At 41.1% G+C, this 18,620-nt stretch carries 16 protein-coding genes, 1 tRNA gene and 1 other RNA gene; 17 read left to right on the top strand and 1 reads right to left on the bottom strand.

From position 1 onward, the window contains the following. Positions 1-18: 18 nt before the first annotated feature. From VB083_RS00450 to VB083_RS00400, 11 genes are all read left to right on the top strand, one after another. Entirely contained in the window at positions 19-3,030 is a 3,012-nt protein-coding gene (locus VB083_RS00450; protein WP_323401576.1) for a S8 family serine peptidase, read from the top strand. Between the two features lie 161 nt (positions 3,031-3,191). Beyond that, a tRNA-Gly gene (locus VB083_RS00445) sits at positions 3,192-3,267 on the top strand. A gap of 202 nt (positions 3,268-3,469) precedes the next feature. Next, positions 3,470-3,796 carry a cell envelope biogenesis protein TolA gene (locus VB083_RS00440; protein WP_213690406.1) on the top strand — a complete coding sequence of 109 codons (327 nt, stop codon included), beginning with the start codon at positions 3,470-3,472 and terminating at the stop codon, positions 3,794-3,796. Further along, positions 3,783-5,789: a V-type ATP synthase subunit I gene (locus VB083_RS00435; RefSeq protein WP_323401575.1), complete on the top strand. Its 2,007-nt coding sequence runs from the start codon at positions 3,783-3,785 to the stop codon at positions 5,787-5,789. Before VB083_RS00440 ends, VB083_RS00435 begins: the two co-directional genes overlap by 14 nt. A gap of 41 nt (positions 5,790-5,830) precedes the next feature. Next, on the top strand, positions 5,831-6,310 hold the full coding sequence (locus VB083_RS00430; RefSeq protein WP_213690404.1) for a V-type ATP synthase subunit K: 480 nt from the start codon (positions 5,831-5,833) through the stop codon (positions 6,308-6,310). Between the two features lie 24 nt (positions 6,311-6,334). Then, the gene (locus VB083_RS00425) at positions 6,335-6,916 is read left to right on the top strand and encodes a V-type ATP synthase subunit E (RefSeq protein ID WP_213690403.1); all 582 of its coding nucleotides are present in this window, start codon (positions 6,335-6,337) and stop codon (positions 6,914-6,916) included. A 16-nt stretch (positions 6,917-6,932) separates the two neighbouring features. Further along, the gene (locus tag VB083_RS00420) at positions 6,933-7,943 is read left to right on the top strand and encodes a V-type ATPase subunit (protein WP_213695285.1); all 1,011 of its coding nucleotides are present in this window, start codon (positions 6,933-6,935) and stop codon (positions 7,941-7,943) included. Continuing rightward, entirely contained in the window at positions 7,936-8,274 is a 339-nt protein-coding gene (locus VB083_RS00415) for a V-type ATP synthase subunit F (RefSeq protein WP_213692055.1), read from the top strand. Before VB083_RS00420 ends, VB083_RS00415 begins: the two co-directional genes overlap by 8 nt. A 25-nt stretch (positions 8,275-8,299) precedes the next feature. After that, positions 8,300-10,099 carry a V-type ATP synthase subunit A gene (locus VB083_RS00410; RefSeq protein WP_213692056.1) on the top strand — a complete coding sequence of 600 codons (1,800 nt, stop codon included), beginning with the start codon at positions 8,300-8,302 and terminating at the stop codon, positions 10,097-10,099. Further along, the gene (locus VB083_RS00405) at positions 10,089-11,510 is read left to right on the top strand and encodes a V-type ATP synthase subunit B (protein ID WP_213692061.1); all 1,422 of its coding nucleotides are present in this window, start codon (positions 10,089-10,091) and stop codon (positions 11,508-11,510) included. Before VB083_RS00410 ends, VB083_RS00405 begins: the two co-directional genes overlap by 11 nt. Before the next feature lie 13 nt (positions 11,511-11,523). Beyond that, complete coding sequence (locus VB083_RS00400) at positions 11,524-12,147, top strand: V-type ATP synthase subunit D (protein WP_213692057.1); 624 nt, start codon at positions 11,524-11,526, stop codon at positions 12,145-12,147. 66 nt (positions 12,148-12,213) lie between these two features. On the opposite strand, the gene VB083_RS00395 is transcribed toward VB083_RS00400, so the two are convergent. Further along, positions 12,214-13,017 (bottom strand): protein-glutamate O-methyltransferase CheR, encoded by an 804-nt coding sequence (locus VB083_RS00395; protein WP_323401574.1) that lies wholly within the window; start codon positions 13,015-13,017, stop codon positions 12,214-12,216. A gap of 107 nt (positions 13,018-13,124) precedes the next feature. Here VB083_RS00395 and rnpB point away from each other — a divergent pair. The 6 genes from rnpB to VB083_RS00365 all read left to right on the top strand — a co-directional run bounded on the left by rnpB (position 13,125) and on the right by VB083_RS00365 (position 18,620). After that, positions 13,125-13,463: RNase P RNA component class A (gene rnpB, locus VB083_RS00390), an RNA gene on the top strand. A 139-nt stretch (positions 13,464-13,602) separates the two neighbouring features. Then, positions 13,603-14,028 carry a division/cell wall cluster transcriptional repressor MraZ gene (gene mraZ / locus VB083_RS00385; RefSeq protein ID WP_213692059.1) on the top strand — a complete coding sequence of 142 codons (426 nt, stop codon included), beginning with the start codon at positions 13,603-13,605 and terminating at the stop codon, positions 14,026-14,028. Further along, positions 14,028-14,945 (top strand): 16S rRNA (cytosine(1402)-N(4))-methyltransferase RsmH, encoded by a 918-nt coding sequence (gene rsmH / locus VB083_RS00380; protein WP_213695289.1) that lies wholly within the window; start codon positions 14,028-14,030, stop codon positions 14,943-14,945. Before mraZ ends, rsmH begins: the two co-directional genes overlap by 1 nt. A gap of 17 nt (positions 14,946-14,962) precedes the next feature. Beyond that, entirely contained in the window at positions 14,963-15,379 is a 417-nt protein-coding gene (locus tag VB083_RS00375) for a hypothetical protein (RefSeq protein WP_323401573.1), read from the top strand. Between the two features lie 43 nt (positions 15,380-15,422). Then, the gene (locus VB083_RS00370) at positions 15,423-17,081 is read left to right on the top strand and encodes a penicillin-binding protein 2 (RefSeq protein WP_323401572.1); all 1,659 of its coding nucleotides are present in this window, start codon (positions 15,423-15,425) and stop codon (positions 17,079-17,081) included. 36 nt (positions 17,082-17,117) lie between these two features. Further along, a complete protein-coding gene (locus VB083_RS00365; RefSeq protein WP_323401571.1) occupies positions 17,118-18,620 on the top strand; it encodes a UDP-N-acetylmuramoyl-L-alanyl-D-glutamate--2,6-diaminopimelate ligase in 1,503 nt (500 codons plus the stop codon).

Genomic DNA, 18,620 nt, shown 5'->3' with positions numbered 1-18,620 from the left:
TTTAAGGAGAGTATTGTTGTGTTCAAACGTTTGTGGACTTATTTTCTTTTTTGCATATTTTTGCCTCTATTTCTCCTGTTTTTTTATGTTTCTTTTGTTGAAGCTTCAACAGCTGATGATTTTAAAACATGGGAATATTGGAATAGCACCGGTTTGGATGCTATTCACGCTGCAGATGCCTATGCGCTTGGTTTTACAGGCAAAGGGATCACATTAGCGCTGGCTGATACCGGAGTTCTCTTTAGTCATCCGGAATTTTTTGGGAAAAATCCTCATTTGGAATACCCTATTTCGATGGATCCATGGGATTGGAATAAAAATGATCATGGAACGCATGTTGCGGGAATAATGGCTGCTAATAAAGATAATATAGGAATGCATGGATTGGCTTTTGATGCAGGGGTAGTCTCTTTACGCACTTCTTTTTCTGACAACGAATTAGGGTATCTGTATCCTAAAACGTATCTTATTGAAGACGCGAAGATTATAAATAATAGTTGGGGAACTTTTTCTGAATTCTATCTTGATGACGTTAAAACAGAGGAAGATAGAATAAATAATATAAATAAATATATTTCCATGAATCCTCTTTCTTCTGATTATTTTAGAAAAATGGTTTTGGATTACGATAAAGTGCTTGTTTTTGCTGCAGGAAATGATGGACACCTTGGTCCTTGTTATGAGGGGGGACTTGCATATTATTTTCCAGAACTAGCGGGAAACACCTTAAGTGTCGTAGCCTTTGATCCCAGTAAAAATACAAGTGATCCCGCTTTTGTTGCTAATTTTTCAAATCTGGCTCAAAAGGTTGAAGAAAATAGCATTGCTGCTCCAGGTGTAGATATCAATTCTGCTTATTCTGGTGGTACAGGTAGTGGATATATAAATATGAGTGGAACCTCGATGGCAGCTCCTTATGTAAGTGCAACTTTAGGTTTGGTGCAGCAGGCTTTTCCCTATATGAATGGAAAACAATTGGTTGATGTTGTTCTTTCCACTGCAAATAATCATTTTGATTTGCCGCGATATACACTCAGTCTTGTTACAAAATATGATGAAAACTATCGGCCTTTTATAGGAGGTGCAAATTTGCTCTATTTAGAAAATGTTCGTCCTTCCCCAGATCAAATAGAGCAGGATTTGCGCGATTACTATCAGGCGGCTGACTTTTTGAAACGCTATTTTCTGACAGCAGATGATTGGCTAGCTTGGGTAGAACCGCATATGAATATTTACGATAATGTTCAAAGAGAGGCAGTTTTTGGACAAGGCTTGCTAGATGTGGGGAAGGCTGTCCGTGGTCCTGGGCTTTTTAATGCCAGACGTCTATCTTCCCACGATATAAACATCCAATATGGTATTGCTCAAGCTCTCTACTCTATTGATACTCATGGGTATTATAGCGTGTGGAGCAATGACATAGGAGAAAAAAGGGCTATTACGGGGACATTAGCAGGGTTACCTGTCGGACTTAACAAAACTGGTAGAGGAACACTTGTTCTTACGGGAGATAATTCGTATATGGGAGTCAGTGTCGTTTCTGAAGGAGAGCTACAAATAGACGGTTCAGTTGTTGCTAATGTCTATAGCGAAGCAGAAGGAACCTTATCAGGAAGTGGTGTTCTTGAAAGTAATATGATTAACCATGGTACATTGCGCCCTGGGAAAATGAATCAGCCAGGTACTTTAACAATAAGAGGAAACCTAGAAAGCGATGGTGCTATAGAAGTAGTGGTAGATGCAGTGGAAAATGGACATCTCGTAGTTAATGGTTCTGCAGATATTGATGGGACTACTGTTCGTCCTTTAAGCCAATCAGCTTTACGTCCCAATAGCCGTTATCAATTTTTACGAGCAAGCAGCGGCATTTCCGGAGTTTTTGCTCCTAACCTTTTTTCCGCTTTTTTAGAGGCAGAAGCAGTTCACGATACACATGAGGCAGTGGTTTTTATTAATAAAATTGCCTCTCTTGATTCTTTGGCGCATTTAACACCTATTCAAAATGATGCAGCCTCTCGTTTGGAAGAGATGTTTATAACTTTCGAAGGTTCTTCTACTCAGAGGCAACTGGATCCTCTTTATAATTTATCAGATAAACAAGCTCGTCGAGCGTATGAGGAAATTTACGGGGGGGCACAAGCTTGTTTAATTACAATGACTCCCCTGAATGAAGTGTTGGGACAAACCTCCTTTTCATCACGGCGTATAAATTCTTCATGGTGGGGAGAACTGAGTAATGGTCGTAAGAAACTTGATAGTGATTCCAGGCTGGGATTAGGTGAATTGCGAACTAAAACCTTCAACGTTGTTGTGGGAAGAGATAACAAGGTTAATCAATATTGGCATGTTGGGAAGATGCTTGCTTACGGAGAAGGATCAGTAGACGGCTTATTCACATCTGGTGATGAAGAAGACTGGCGTTTGGGGTTATATGGAAGCTACCAAAAAGATTCTCTTCATCTACAGACATATATTGCTGGTGGAATGCAAAAGTATGATCTTTGCCGTAATATTTCAAGTTTAGGGCTTGAAGCTTTGAGTAATTATGACAGTAAAAATGCAGAGTTTGGAATTCATTCAAGATGGTCTTCTTCTAAAGGGGAATGCGAAGATTGGTATGTTCATCCATTTTTTTCATTCATCCTTTCTAAGTATTGGCAGGATGGATATGAAGAAAGTGGAGCAGGAATTTATTCGCAGAAGGTTAAAAGCTTAACAAATACGTATTCAACCGGTACTATAGGATTAGAATTCGCAAAGAGGACTAATGATAGCTATTGTCAATTTATTGCAGGTTATAAACGTGTATTATCTGGAGAAAATCCAGATCTTCTAGTTGCTTTTGCAGGCGCTCCTTCTGATTATTTTACTGTAAAGAGTAATGAACAAAGCAGAGACTGGCTTCTCCTATCTTTAAAAGGGGAAAAACAATTTGCGGATGATTGGATGATAGAAGGGAAAATTGAAACAGAGTTTTCTAATCGAGGTAATCAGAGAAAAATATCTCTTAAGATGGCTCATTTCTGGTAGATAGAGTGGTCCTTAAATAAAAAGTGAAATATATATAAAGATAAAAACGATTTTAAATATAAGAGTGTTATATTATTAACGATGATATCCATTCTTTTAGAATGTGGGGTAGGGCGTGTTGCAAAAAGAAGGTTCCACGTTTATAATGTGCTATCGGTGGCGCGGACATAGCTCAGCTGGTAGAGCATTAGCTTCCCAAGCTAAGGGTCGCGGGTTCGAATCCCGTTGTCCGCTCCATTTTTTGTGGAGCGGGCCTTCTTAGTAAAAAAAATCCCCTTTAAATGTAAATTTAATAGTTTAAATTATCATACTATAAACATTTTGATAATTTGTTAAGTTTGACACAAATTTTTATGGGTATTACAATAACTCAGGCTTTATGCTCAAATACAGCCTGCACTGATGAATACTTTGTTGAAGCAGGAAGGAGGTGGGTGGTATGGCGACGAACCTGGCTGATGAAATCAAAAAAGCAGAATCGGAAGCAAAGCAAATGGTTAAAGATGCAAAAAATGAAGCAGCTCGTTTAATCAGTGAAGCAAAGAATGAGGCTGAAATGCGAGTTAAAGAAACAAAACAAAAGGCCTTCAGACAATATCGAGACAATTTACAAAAAGTGGAGCAGGAGGCTGAAGCTAAAGCGGAGAAAATAGTCAAGACAGGTGAAGAAAGCGCGCAAGCTTTTCTAAATAGCCATCAGGGGCGAGTTAAAGAAACCGCTGCCTGGATTGCGGAAGAGGTGATGGCTAGATATGGCCGTGGCTAGATTTAACAAACTTGAACTTTACGTTCACAATTCAGTGATTGAGGATGTGCTGGCAGTCCTCCAAAAGTCAGGTTCCTGTGAAATTATTTCACGGCAGGAGCTTGATGATTCTGGGGATCATTTTTCATCTCGTTTGCAACATATTGATAACTTGCTCAGTGAAATACGTTTCCTTCTGCGTTTTTTAGAACCAAATTTTAATGATACGATTTCTCCTTTAGCTCGAGCGTTAGGAGAAAGACCGAATTATTCTGTTCAGGAGCTTATTAACCTTTCTGAAAAAACAGATATTCAAAAATGTGCAGAAGAAATGCGTACTCTTGAGCGTAGGCTTGTGGAAATTCATTCGGAAATTACTCAAATTGAGGGAACAAAATCTATTCTTTCAAACCTTACGGAGTTGCCGTATGCTCTTGATCTTCTTTCTAACGGAACCCAGTTTGTAAAAGGTTCTGTTGGGACAATGCCTGTTGACCATTTGGCCAGCTGGAAGCAGGCTGTTGGCGAAGTGTTAGGCGATAGCGGTGAATTTTTCATTGCTTCTTATGGGGAGAAAGAAAAGGAAACTTGGGTTGCTATTTTCTATCGAAGAGATTTAGAACAAAAAGTTCTGGATGTGTGTTCAAAATATTCATTTTCCCGCATTGATATTCCTGCTCATTTAAAACTCAGTGTTGGGGAAGAGTTAATCAGTCTTGATGCTCGCAAAGATGCTTTGGAGCGTGAAGAACAGGAAATTCAAGCTGTAGTAACAGAAAATGCTGAAAAGTGGGTTCCTACAATAAGAGCTCTCAGTGATTATTGGGGAATTCTCAAATCAAGACAGGAAGCGCTGATCAACGGTAGCTTTACGGATAAAACTGTTATCCTTAAGGCGTGGGTTCCTTCTTCTGCAGTTGAGCAATTGAAAAAGGACCTTGTTCCGTATCAGTCTGTTCTTGAGTTAGTTGTTTCCGATCCGGAACCAGAAGATGAACCTCCTACTCTTTTGGTTAATAAAGGGTTTTCCCTTCCTTTCGAAACCCTTACGAAACTTTATGGAGTACCACAATATGGCGAACTTGACCCCACCCCGTTTTTAGCACCATTTTTCTTCGTATTTTTTGGAATGTGTTTAGGGGATGGTGGGTATGGGCTCATAATGCTTGGATTTTTCGCATTTTTCATGAAAAAGTTTAAGCGCATGCCCCATGGAACTAAACAGTTCTTCAAATTGTTTATTTTCTCAGCCATTGCAACTATTCTTGTGGGATCTGTAACTGGTAGCTGGTTTGGAGATCTTATTGATGCTTTTGGTATGTTTAAGTTCTTACGTCCTCTCAAAAATATCCCAGTTTTGATTAATCCTATGGATGACCCGATGACAATACTTTTTGTATCACTGGCATTGGGTATTGTGCAGCTTTTCTTTGGGCTGTTTATTGCCTTTTACGATTGTCTGCGCAAAAAAGATTATATGGGAGCTTTTGCTGATCAGGGCGGATGGATAGTTTTCCTCACGGGACTCTTGCTCTTGGGAGGAGCTGCAAGCGGAAAATTATCTGGAGGTATAGGAGGAATCGGTAAAATCTTAGCAATTTTAGGTGCTGTAATTCTTGTGTCGACACAGGGTCGGGCAAAAAGCGGCATTGTACAAAAGGCCATTTCGGGTGTGCTCAGTCTTTACAATGTAACAGCTTACCTTGGAGATGTTTTGAGTTATAGCCGATTGCTAGCATTAGGTCTTGCTTCTGCAGCCATTGCGTCAATTATTAATATGTTGGCAGGTCTTGCTGGAGGTATCCCTTTTGTTGGTTGGATTTTAGCGTTGATTCTTCTTTTAGGTGGACATTTGTTCAGTGTTGCTGTTAACGTTTTGGGAGCGTTTGTCCATTCATTGCGTTTGCAGTACGTAGAGTTCTTCAGTAAGTTTTATTCAGGTGGTGGCAGAAGCTTTGCCCCGCTAGCGCTCAATACAAATTTTGTTTCTATTCCTGAGAAAAAAGAACCTTAGTTGCATATTAAGTTCAAAGAATGAGGGGAGTGTTTGTTAGTATGAATCTTCTCGGAATTATGTTGGCAGTTCTCGGTGCGGCATTGGCCGCTGGTTTTGCAGGTGCAGGTTCAGCTATAGGCGTTGGTATTGCAGGTGAAACAGGAGCCGGAGTTATGACAGAGGATCCTGGTAAATTCGGTCTTGTCCTTTTGCTTCAGGCATTGCCTGGAACACAGGGCATATACGGCCTTCTTATAGCGTTCTTTGCTATTTTAAAGGTAGGTCTTCTCGGTGGCGGGGCAAGCGTTAGCATTAACGTGTGGCAGGGCCTTGGCATTTTCTTTGCGTGCCTTCCCATCGCCATTGCAGGTTATTTTTCGGCGATTGCCCAGGGAAAAACATCTGCGGCTTGTATTCAGATGATAGCGAAAAGACCAGAAGAAACCGGTAAGGCTGTTATTTTACCGGCTATGGTTGAGACGTATGCTGTTCTTGCTCTTCTTATGAGCATCATCCTACTCAACGGCATTCAAATTTAGCCGTTGAGCCAGAGGTGAATAGTAATGTCTTTGGCAGATATAAAGGTAAAAATCGAGGCAGATGCAAAATTAGAAGCTGAAAAAATACTTGAAGTTGCAAAAGAAAAAGCAGACGAAGTCCGAAAAGCTGCTGAGGCAGAAGTTAGTAAGATTGAGTCTTCTTATAGTGATCGTTTTAGCGCTGAAAAACCCGAAGTCCTTAAACGCCGTGAAATCGTGGCTAACCTCGATGTGAAAAAAATAATGCTTGGGGCTCGGCAGGATCTTATATCTCATGCTTTTGATGGAGCTTGGCATGAAATGGCAAATCTTCCTGCGGAGAGGTATGTGGACTTTTGCGAGAAACTTCTTGAAAAGGCTGTAGACACTGGAAAAGAAACACTGTTTGTCTCAGCCAAAGAGAAGAATCTCAACGAAGAATGGCTGAATAAATATAACGAAAAACATAAGACTTCTCTTGCTTTTGACAAGGCAGCCTCCTTTATCTCTGGAGGATTTATCCTGAGAAAAGACGATATCGATACGAATTGTTCTTTCGATATGCTGATTAAATGGGTTAGAGAAGATATAGAGGCAGACGTTGCAAAACGGCTGTTCTCTGAGTAGACGGGAGGTGGGCAGCATGGCTACAGCAGTGCGGTATGGATATACAGTTGCTCGCCTGCGGGCTATGGAAAACCGCCTTCTCGATGATAGCGTGCTGCAGAGACTTATCGATAGTGGCGACTTGGATAGCGCAATGAAAGTTTTAGGTGAAACTGTTTATGCTTCCTGGTTTGCCGAGCTTAAGACAAACGCTGAATTTGACAAGGCAATAGAGTCAGAGCTTCTTTATGTTTACGATGAAGTTGCTAAATTTGCTCCTGACGCTAAATTAGTTGAGATATGCCGTTTGCCCTATGATTTTCATAACGTGAAAGTTCTTTTAAAAAGTCAAATTCTTCAACGTGAAGGAGAAGATCGCCGTTTTGAGCTTTTAACCCATTTAGGAAATATTCCTACTGACGACATGATTATGGCTGTAGAAAGTGAAGATTTCCGTTTGCTTCCTTATAATCTTCATTTGGCCTTTCCCAAGGCATTGGCCTTGTGGGAGCAGACACATAATGTGCTAGATGTAGAGTGTTTCTTAGACGGAGTCTTATTCCGAGAAATGTTGAAAATGGCCCGTGAACTGGATTATGAAACCCCGTTGTTGTGGGTACGCGGTAAGATTGACGCGGAAAATTTGCGGAATATGCTTCGTCTTAAAAGAATGGAAAAAGACACTACTGCTGTAGAACCGTATCTTCACGCTGGAGGCTTTGTTTCTGTTGAGAAACTTTTAGCTATGCTTTCTGAGCCAATAGAGAGCTGGACTAGGGTTCTTTCATATGCGGACATAGGGCAGGCACTTTCATTAATTCAGGATAGTTCTGATATGAATGCACTTCTTGTTGAGATGGAGAAGGTACTGGACGATTACATAACAGGGATTTTGAAAACAGCCAAATATGGTGCTTTTGCCCCAGAGAATGTCTTAAGTTATTTGTGGAATAAAGAAATTGAGGCTAAAAATCTAAGAATAGCCCTAGTTTCTGTAGCAAATGGCATGGATAAAGACCTGGCAAGGAGGTTGATGCGTCGTGGCTAATGAACTGAACCAACCAATGGCAGCCATTGGCGAATACGAAACAGTACTTCCTTTTCAGGCAGTGGGGGTTAAACCTTTCGTGATCTCTGAAGAAGATGATGAGAAGTTTGCAACTCTCCTTCTGAAATTAGCCAAAGAGAAGTATGCGGTTGTTTTTATACAGGAATTTCTTTTTGTGAAATATATGTCTGTTGTGGACAGTATTAATGAAGAATATCCTGTGAGCGTATTGCCTATTCCTGGCCTCAAGGGAGGTTCTGGAGCTGGGCTAGCATCCATCCGAAATAGCGTGGAACGAGCGGTTGGGATGGATATCTTTGCAGTGAAATAGACTTTTATGCTGGAGGCGATTTATTGTGGCCACGGAAAAGGTCATTAAAGGGACCATAGAAAAAATATCCGGACCGCTTGTTGTCGCAAAGGGTATGTATGGCGCCAGTATGTATGACGTTGTGCGAGTCGGTAATATAGGACTAGTAGGTGAGATAATCGAACTTAAGGGTGACCTTGCTTCGATCCAGGCCTACGAAGAAACATCAGGTCTTATGCCAGGCGAACCTGTTATCAGTACTGGGGCACCCTTGAGCGTCGAGTTAGGTCCAGGAATCATAGAGCAGTTTTACGATGGAGTTCAGCGTCCTTTGAACTTAATTGAAGAAGCGGCTAAAAGCCACTTTATATCTCGTGGTATCGATGTACCTGCAATCGATAGAAATAAAAAATGGAAATTTGAACCTCGCGTAAAAGCCGGAGACGCAGTTAAGGCTGGAGATGTTCTCGGTGTTGTTAGAGAAACAGTTCTTGTCGAGCATAGAATAATGGTTCCCTACGGTGTTGCAGGAACGGTTGCTGACATTAAAGATGGAGAATTTACTGTAGAAGAAACGGTAGCTGTCATTAAAAATAAAGACGGAAAGGAAACCAATGTTGCAATGTTGCAGCGTTGGCCTGTACGTAAACCTCGCCCAGTTGCGCGTCGTTTACCGCCCATTATTCCTCTTACCACCGGACAGCGTGTTGTAGACGCGTTTTTCCCCATAGCCAAAGGTGGAACAGCATGTGTCCCCGGTCCTTTCGGATCTGGAAAGACAGTTATTCAGCACCAATTGGCTAAGTGGGCAGAGTCGGATATCGTTGTTTACGTTGGTTGCGGCGAACGTGGTAACGAAATGACAGACGTTCTTCTTGAATTCCCTGAGTTGGAAGACCCTCGTTCTGGAGAACCATTGATGAAACGTACGGTTCTTATCGCTAATACATCGAATATGCCTGTTGCTGCCCGAGAAGCGAGCATTTATACAGCTATTACAATGGCTGAATATTATCGCGATATGGGATATTCAGTTGCTTTGATGGCAGACTCCACAAGCCGTTGGGCTGAGGCTCTTCGTGAAATGTCAGGACGTCTTGAAGAAATGCCAGGTGAAGAAGGGTATCCTGCATATTTGGGTACTCGACTTGCATCTTTCTATGAGAGAGCTGGTCGTGCTATTTGCTTAGGCTCAGACGGCAGAGAGGGGTCCGTAACAGCTATCGGAGCGGTTTCTCCTCCTGGTGGAGACCTTTCAGAGCCTGTTAGCCAGAATACATTACGAGTTACAAAGGTTTTCTGGGGACTTGATGCAAGCTTGGCTTATCAGCGACACTTCCCAGCCATAAACTGGCTTTTGAGCTATTCTCTTTATACGGATACTCTTGATAAGTATTGGGATACAAAGTTCGATGATGAGTGGAGTGGCTTACGAGTTGAAGGCATGTCTCTTCTTGAAGAAGAAGACCAGCTTAGGGAGATTGTACGACTTGTTGGAGTCGACGCTCTCTCTAAGGAAGAACGTATGGTTCTTGAGACTTCGAAATCTTTGAGAGAAGACTTCCTTCACCAGAATGCTTTCCATGAAATCGATACATATGCTTCTATGGAAAAACAGTTTAAGATGCTGAAGAACATACTGATATTCCATCATCTAGGCATGGATGCACTTAAACGAGGGGCGTCAATGGATGAGGTCTTCAACTTGCCTGTACGTGAGCAGATTGCACGTATGCGTTATGTTGATGAAAAAGAAATATCTCAGCTTGATTCTCTTGAAACGACAATGAAATCTGAGATAAACGCACTTATACCAGTGGGGGGCGATAGTGATGATGCTGCCTAAGGAGTATAGTACTATCACAGAACTGTCAGGCCCGCTCCTGGTTGTGGAAAAAACCAAGGATGTTCGTTACGACGAGCTCGTTGAGATAGAGCTAGCTAGCGGAGAAATTCGCCGTGGCCGTGTTCTCGAAATAACGTCTGATAGAGCTCTCGTTCAGGTATTTGAAGGAACAGATGGTATAGACATTAAGGAAACAAAACTTCGCTTCCTTGGAAAAGTACTTACCCTGCCAGTGAGCCGTGATATGTTGGGGCGCATTTTTAACGGACGAGGCGAACCTATAGATGGTGGAGCTCCGATTCTTCCAGATAAAAAGTTGGATATTAACGGTATGCCTATGAATCCGTTCTCTCGGGATTATCCTTCTGAATTTATTCAGACAGGAATTTCTACCATTGATGGAATGAACCCAATGGTTCGAGGACAGAAGCTTCCTATATTCTCTGGAAGCGGACTTCCTCACAACCGTATGGCTGCACAAATTGCTCGTCAGGCGACTGTTATCAGTGGACACGAAGATTTTGCCGTCGTTTTTGCCGCTATGGGTATTACATTTGAAGAAGCATCCTTCTTCATGGAAGATTTTAGAAGAACAGGTGCTATTCAGAGAACGGTTATGTTTGTTAACTTGGCAGATGACCCGGCAATCGAGCGTATTACAACACCTCGATTAGCGTTGACTGCTGCAGAGTACCTTGCTTTTGAGCAGGACATGCACGTCGTTGTTATTCTGACAGACTTGACGAACTACTGCGAAGCTCTTCGTGAAATTTCAGCAGCTCGTAAAGAGGTTCCTGGACGTAGAGGCTATCCTGGATATCTTTACACCGACCTTGCAACTATGTATGAGAGAGCCGGTCGTCTTAAAGGTAAGAAAGGGTCTATCACCCAGATTCCAATTTTGACAATGCCTGAAGATGATAAAACGCACCCGATTCCAGACCTCACTGGATATATTACAGAGGGGCAGATCATTTTGAGCCGTGGGCTTCACAGAAAGGGTATCTATCCGCCAGTAGACGTTATGCCTTCTCTTTCTCGTTTGAAAGATAAGGGCATTGGTAAGGAGAAAACACGGGAAGATCACGCTGACCTTATGAACCAGCTCTTTGCGGCATATGCACGAGGTAAAGAAGCAAAAGAACTTGCAGTTATTCTTGGTGAAGGTGCTTTAACTGAAGAAGATAAAGCTTTCGCAAGTTTTGCTGATAAGTTCGAGGATAAATACGTGCGCCAAGGGGAGTATGAAAATCGTACAGTGAAAGAGACTCTTGAATTAGGTTGGAATCTCTTAACGATGATCCCGGTGAAGGAACTCAAGCGTATTCGCGATGCTTACATTGAGAAGTATCTTAAACCGAGGCTGCACGAAGAGGAGACAAACAAAGAAGCAGTTTCTGCTACAGAGTAGGGGGTGACGAAGTATGGCTCGGTTGAACGTCAACCCCAACCGGATGGAGTTATCACGTTTAAAAAAGCGACTTGTTGTTGCGAAGCGCGGTCATAAGCTTCTTAAAGATAAACAGGATGCTTTGATTAAGGAGTTTCTTGAACGTGCACGTGAAGCCAAAGCTCTCCGCGAGGAGTTAGAGTCAGAATTGATGGCATGTTATCGCAGCTTCCTTCTTGCACGGGCACAGACATTACCAGTAATGTTGGAACAAGCTCTCATGATTTCTGGTACTCGCTGTAATTTGAGTGTTGCTAAGAAAAATGTTATGAGTGTTGTTGTTCCGGAATATGCTGTTGAACAGGAAGGAAATCCTTTTAGCTACGGTCTTGCCACAACGCAAGGAAGCCTTGATGTTGCTTTGGAACAGTTTTCAAAGTTGCTTCCGAGACTTATTACACTCGCAGCAAAAGAGAAAGCGATTCGTCTTATGGCTTCAGAAATTGAAAAAACAAGACGTCGTGTCAATGCTCTTGAACATGTTATGATTCCAAACTTCAACGAGACGATTCGTTATATAACGATGAAGCTCGATGAACAAGAGCGCTCGACTCTTAGCCGGTTGATGAAGATTAAAGATATCGTTCGCTCTCACTAGACCCAAGAAACAAAAGGAGCAGAGGTTATTATGCCTCTGCTCCTTTTTTATGCTTTTTACCTTATTTTATTGTGGTTTTCGATAAATAAAGGGGCCTGCAGATTCAAAACCTATGCTTCTATGTTCAAAAATCTGTTCTGTAGATCCGACTAATAAACAACCGCCAGGCCTTAGTGCCTTGAAGAATTTTTCATAAAGTTTTCTTTTAGTCTCAGCTTCAAAATAAATAACGACGTTTCTGCATAAAATTAAATCAAAATCATTCTTAAATCCATCTTCTATGAGATTGATACGTTCAAACGAAACACGCTTTTTAACGTCGTTTTTAATCTCTAATGTTTCACTGTCAATTGAAGTAAAATATTTTGTTATACGCTCTTGAAGGATATTAATGGTTTGCTTTTTTTGGTAAACTCCATTTTTAGCTATTTTTATAGCCCCTTCATCAATATCACTAGCCAGTACGTGTGGAGGACAACTTAATCCTGTTTCTGAAGACAAAATTGCAAGTGAATAAGGTTCTTCACCTGTAGCACATCCTGCACTCCATAGCTTTAATCGTTTTGACCCTCTCGTTTTTATAAGCTCTGGAATGATTTTTGTTTCTAAGTCTTGCCATCGTGGAAGATTTCTGAAAAACTCGGAGACGTTGATTGTTAAATAATCTAAAAATTCACGAAGTTTCTTGTCGTCTTTCTTTATGATTTCGTAGTATATTTCATACGATGTTACATCCCATCGCTGCATAAGCATGTGAACGCGCCGATGAATTTGATTTTTATAAGAATTAAGATCTAAACCTGTCATTGATTTTATTTTCTTTTTAAAGATGTCGTATTCAGGAGAGTCGTAATTTTTCTGTTCTGGCATAATGTCACCTCATAAGAATATTTGAGTTATATTAACAAATAATACTATATACCATAAACAGCATTCAAATAACAAAAAGAAGAAAAACATGCTAAAATAAGCCTTAAGGAGTATTTTAAATGGTCGCTATACTTTTATAGTGTAGAGGAAAGTCCGGGCTCCATAGGGCAAGGGCGCTGGATAACGTCCAGTTGGTGCAAACCAAAGGAAAGTGCCACAGAGAGATACCGCTTCTTTTTGAAGTAAGGGTGAAAAGGTGGGGTAAGAGCCCACCAGGTATCAGGCAACTGATATGCTTGGCAAACCCCGCCCGGAGCAAGACCGAATAGAGAGGGATGAGGCTGCCCGCTGACCTCTGGGTACGGTCGCTTGAGAAAAACCGCGAGGTTTTTACTAGATAAATGACCATTTTTCATACAGAACCCGGCTTATAAAGTGCTCCTTATTATTATAGTTTGATGAAAAATAAGCCCATAGAACCATTAAAAAGAGATTTTTATGGTTCTATGGGCTTATTTGTTATTTAGAAAGGGTGATAATGTGGGATAAAGTGGTAGAAAATGTCATAAAGTGGGAGGAATCCCCATGTTGGTGGGAACCTATGAACACAAGGTCGACTCAAAAGGTAGAACAGTTCTTCCTGCTAAATTCCGGCAGGAACTCGGCCAATGTGTGGTTGCCACTATAGGCATTGATCAGTGTGTATCTATTTATCCCATGTCAAATTGGTCAAGAGTTCTCGAAAAGTTGCAAGAACTTCCTTTCTCAAAAAGCAAATCGAGAGGACTTATGCGTGTAATGTTAGCAAGTGCCCACGAGCTTCCTATCGATAGTGCAGGCCGAATACTTATCCCACAGCTGCTTCGTGATCATGCATCTCTACAATCAGATGCTCTTTTTGTCGGAGTAAGTGATCATATAGAGTTATGGGATAAAGAACTTTGGAACACTTATAGCTTGCAGATCATGGAAGAGTTACCAGCAATAGCAGAAGAAATAGAGGGATTCTGATGATAGAGCATATTCCTGTTATGGTGAATGAAGTTATTGAAAAACTTAAAAATATAGAAGAACCGCACATTATTGTTGATGCTACGTTAGGGTTAGGTGGTTATGCCGAAGAGATATTAAAGGAATTTGCTGACGTTCAATTAATTGGTATCGACAGAGACAGAGAAGCACTTTCTTTGGCAAGGAAGAGACTAGAGCCTTTTTCTCACAGAGTTTCTACTCATAGATGCTCCTTTAGCTCTTTATCTACAGTGCTTATGGAAGAAAAAGTGAGGCCGGATGGAGTGGTTTTTGATCTTGGCGTTTCTAATTTGCAAATTAGCGTTCCTGAGCGTGGTTTTTCTTTTCAGAATGACGGCCCACTTGATATGAGGATGGAAGGAGTGCAGGAAGAAAGGGTGCTTTCTGCTGCTCATATTATTAATACTTTCTCAGAAAAAGATCTTGCAGATATCTTTTGGAAGTACGGAGAGGAGCGTTATTCAAGGCGTATCGCTTCTGGTATAGCTAGATTTCGGGATAAAAATGGACCAATAGAACGAACATTTCAACTCGTTGATGCTATCAGAGCTTCTTTACCAGCACCGGTGCAAAGAAAAATGGGTGGACATCCTGCACGTAAGGTCTTTCAGGCGTTGAGAATTTATGTGAACGATGAATTGCATGAATTAGAAGAGGGCCTTTCATCTGCTATAGATAATATTGCTCCAGGAGGAGTTATTGTCGTAGTCAGTTATCATTCTTTAGAAGACCGCATCGTTAAATACGCCATGAGAGAGTGGGCTAGTTCAGGTTTGGGAATACTTTTAAACCGCAGACCCTTAAAACCTACTGATGAAGAAGTTGAGAGAAATTACAAAGCGAGAAGTGCAAAGTTGCGAGCGTTCCAAAAAGTAGAGAAGGAGAGTTCTATTTAGGGGGAGGTGGACAGATCGTGTACGATACTCAAGCGTGTCAGCAGTTTTGTGAGTCGAGACGAAAAGTAAGTCCTTACTTTGTTTCTTTCATGTTCGTTATGGTTTTTTCTTTTGTGGGATTAGGCGTTTTAAGGCTTTATGCTACTCGTCTCGAAGGCCGTCTTCATGATATTAACCTTCAAATAGAAAATTATGAGATGCAAGAAGTGGATATGCGTCGTGATCTTTCCTCTCTTACGTCTCCAGAAGCTATCTATGGATATTCGCAGCAACATCTTGGCATGGTTGCAAATAATAAAACGGAAAAAGTGCTTGTTGCCATGACTAATCCTCTACACGGACAGGAGAAAAATGTTGCTTTTTCCCCTTCGCATAGAGGGCGTTTAGACTTTCTTTTTTCGCTATTCTCTTCACAAGCTACAGCGAAAGAGTAATTTAATTATACGAAAGTTTGGATAATAGCATGGACATAACGCGATGAAAAAAAACTTTTTTAAAGGACCTTGGCCTTGGGTTTTTCTGTTATTTATTGTTGTAATTATTCGTCTTTTTTATGTACATTGTTTACCTGATAAAAGAGTTGTACGCCAAGCTCAAAGACAATATTGGAGTGAAATACCGGTAAGTACAACTCGTGGCTCTATTGTCGATACACAAGGGAACCCCTTAGCATTGTCAGTGCCTGCTTACAGTTTCTTTATCGATCCTGCCTTCTGGGCCCCTTCTAACGCACAGGCACTAAAAAAACATCTTCCAACTAGCGTAATAAAAAAAATATCTTCACCTCTATCTGGACGCTTTCATTGGGTAGCAAGAAAGGTAAACCAGCAAGAAGCAGATGCTATGAGTGCTTTGAATTTGCCTGGCCTTTACAGAATTCAAGAAAAGAAGCGTATTTATCCACAAAATGTTCTTCTATCTCACGTTTTAGGCTTTTGCGATATTGATGATAAAGGCCTTAGTGGAACAGAATTTGTTTGGGATCAGTTTTTATATTCACCTCCAGGAATTCGATTTTTTATTAAAGATGCTTCTGGTCAGGCAATAGATGTGACAACAACACTATCGGACCTTGACAAAATAGAGCATAAGGGAAAGGTTGGCCTGACAGTCGACATGCGAATTCAATATGTAGTTGAACGTCGTTTGGAAGAGACAGTGAATATGCATAAAGCACGATGGGGAGCTGCTCTTTGTATGAATCCTCAAACAGGTGAAATATTAGCAATGGCAAGCGTCCCTAGCTTTAACCCTAACAACAGAAAGGACCTTCTTGATACCAAAAAACTTTTTAACAGTGTTATAGGTAGGGTCTATGAGCCTGGCTCGACTCTTAAGCCTGTTATAGTGGCGATTGCTCTTGAAAAGGGAGTAACTTATCCTTCTGAAATATTTAAAACTCCTCACAGAATCAAAGTAGCAGACGGTTCAATTTCTGAAGCAGGATATCATAATTGGGGAAAACTTTCTTTAGGGGATATCGTGGTAAAATCTTCAAATGTCGGAATGGCGCAGCTAGGGTTACGCATTCCTCCTTTTAATATGTATAACAGTCTTAGAGAGTGGGGATTTGGTCAACCTATAGGTGTAGAACTTAATGGCGTTGAATCTGGCCTTTTACCATCGCCGGAACAATGGAGGGGAGTTGTGCCTGCTAATATAGCGATAGGGCAGGGAATAGGTATGACTCCTTTGCATCTTTTAACTGCGACAAGTGCTATCGTAAATGGTGGAGACCTTTTGCGCCCATACATTGTTGCAGAAGTAACAGATAGCAAGGGGCGAGTTATATATAAGGGGCAAAAAGAGGTTATTCGGACGGTAGTTAGCCCTTCTATTGCAGCATGGGTAAGAAAAGTAATGAGAGATGTTGTTATTAATGGAACAGGCAAAAGGGCAGATACACAGGTGACGACATTGGCTGGAAAAACAGGTACAGCGCAGGTAGCGGAAAAAGGAGTTTATGCAAAAAATAAATGGGTGGCTTCCTTTATTGGATTCTGGCCCTATGAATCTCCTCAATACGCTATGCTCGTAGTTATAGGAGAGCCATCAAAAGGACGTTATTATGGTGGAGATGTAGCCGGCCCACTTTTTAAATCTATTGTTGAAGATATGGCTTTACTTAATCTATAGGAACTAGAATGAGTACGAAAGAGAGGCAGTATGTCCATGTCGAATTTGCAGCTTGTCCTTGAGACGTTAAAAGAAAAAAAACTTTTGAAAGAAACTCATAATGTGTCAGATTCATCAGTTGCTCTGCACGATGTATTTAATAAAGGGCAAGAATGTAAGGATGGCAGCCTTTTCTGTTGCATTAGAGGAGAAAAACATGATGGACACCAATATGCTGCAGATGCAGTACAAAGAGGTGCAGTTGCTTTACTTTGTGAATATCCCTTACCTTTATCAGTTCCTCAGATTATCGTGGAAGATGCTCGCTGGGCAATGGGATATGCAGCGGCAGCTGTCTATGGATTCCCCTCCAGGGAAATTTCTCTTTATGGCATAACAGGAACCAATGGCAAAAGTACATCCTCATATATGGTCCGTAGTATTTTAGAAACGGCGGGAGAAAAGTGCGGGCTTATCGGAACAATTCTATATTCAGATGGTAAAAGAGATCTTGAAGCAGACAGAACAACGCCAGAAAGTTGTGAAATACAACGTCTTCTTTCACGTATGGTAAAAAATGGATGTACAAGTGTTGTTATGGAGGCTTCTTCTCATGGGGCTATTCAGGGACGTTTGAACGGGTGTCTTTTTAAGAGCTTGCTTTTTACCAATTTAACCCCAGAACATCTTGATTATCATAAAGATATGGAGCATTATTTCGCTGCTAAGAAAAAAATTTTTGATGAATATGTCATAGACGATTGGTGTGGAGCTATAAATATAGACGATAAATACGGAGAGGCTTTGTTCTCAGCATTCCAAGAACGGTGTCTTTCTTTTGGTCTTAATGAAAATAAATGTCATGATATTACTCTCAACTCTTTTGAAATGTCTCTTTCTGGAATACATATGAATGTAGCTCTTCCTAACGATGAACATATAGTTTTGGGCTTGCCCCTTACAGGACGTTTCAACATATATAATGCTTTAGGTGCTATTACTATGTGCTATAAAATGGGATTTCCTCCTGATGTTATACAAAAGGGATTGGAAACAATGCCCCAAGTTCCAGGGCGATTGGAAAAGTACTTTTTTAGCAATAAAGTTTGTGGAGTTGTCGATTATGCCCATACGCCAGATGCTTTGGAAAACGTACTCTCTACATTAAGAGAGGTATGTCAGGGAAAGATCATTTCTGTCTTTGGACATGGAGGAGAAAGATACAGTGCCAATAGGCCCCTCTTAGGACAGGTTGCAGCACGTTTTGCAGATGTTATTATTGTAACGATGGATAATCCTCGAAGTGAAGACCCGTCACAAATAGCTGAAGAAATAGAAGCGGGAATTACGAATGTACCCACAAATCCTCCTCATTATCGAATTCTTGACCGTAATGAGGCTGTGCGTACAGCTCTTTCCATGGCTAAAGCGGGAGATGTTGTCGTAATTACTGGGAAAGGACCTGAACGTTTTATACTTATGCATGATCAAAAAATAGAATATAGCGATTCAAAAGCTATTCAGCAATGGGCTTTAGATGTGGGATTGAGGTGGAATTAG

The organism is Aminobacterium sp. (genome assembly GCF_034926885.1).
Lineage (GTDB): Bacteria > Synergistota > Synergistia > Synergistales > Aminobacteriaceae > Aminobacterium.
This window is presented reverse-complemented; position numbering and strand designations above follow the sequence as displayed.